The 262-nt window shown below is 38.5% G+C and carries 1 protein-coding gene; it reads right to left on the reverse strand.

The window, feature by feature from the left end:
* The coding region (locus tag AAEZ22_RS18445) for a hypothetical protein (protein ID WP_352298510.1) at positions 1 to 262 on the reverse strand (262 nt) is incomplete at both ends.

Raw genomic sequence — 262 nt, forward strand, 5'->3', positions numbered from 1 at the left:
TGTTTGTATTTTGCACTAATAGAACCGCGTTTTTGCTCTGATAAATCAACCATAACAGCAGAAGATGCTGTTGCTTTACGATTACTAATACCTGTTAAAGTTTCAATATAAAAGTCAGCAGCATATTGATTACGGTTATCAGGTGCGATTAAATCCATGTCAGGCTTACGCTGACCTATTGCTTGCCATAAAAATGTTGCTTTACCCATTTGTGCATCGTAAATAGATTTTTGACCCGATACAGTGGCGCGTTCCGCTAAGG

This window comes from Pseudoalteromonas sp. 20-MNA-CIBAN-0454 (genome assembly GCF_040308685.1).
GTDB classification, from domain to species: domain Bacteria; phylum Pseudomonadota; class Gammaproteobacteria; order Enterobacterales; family Alteromonadaceae; genus Pseudoalteromonas; species Pseudoalteromonas nigrifaciens.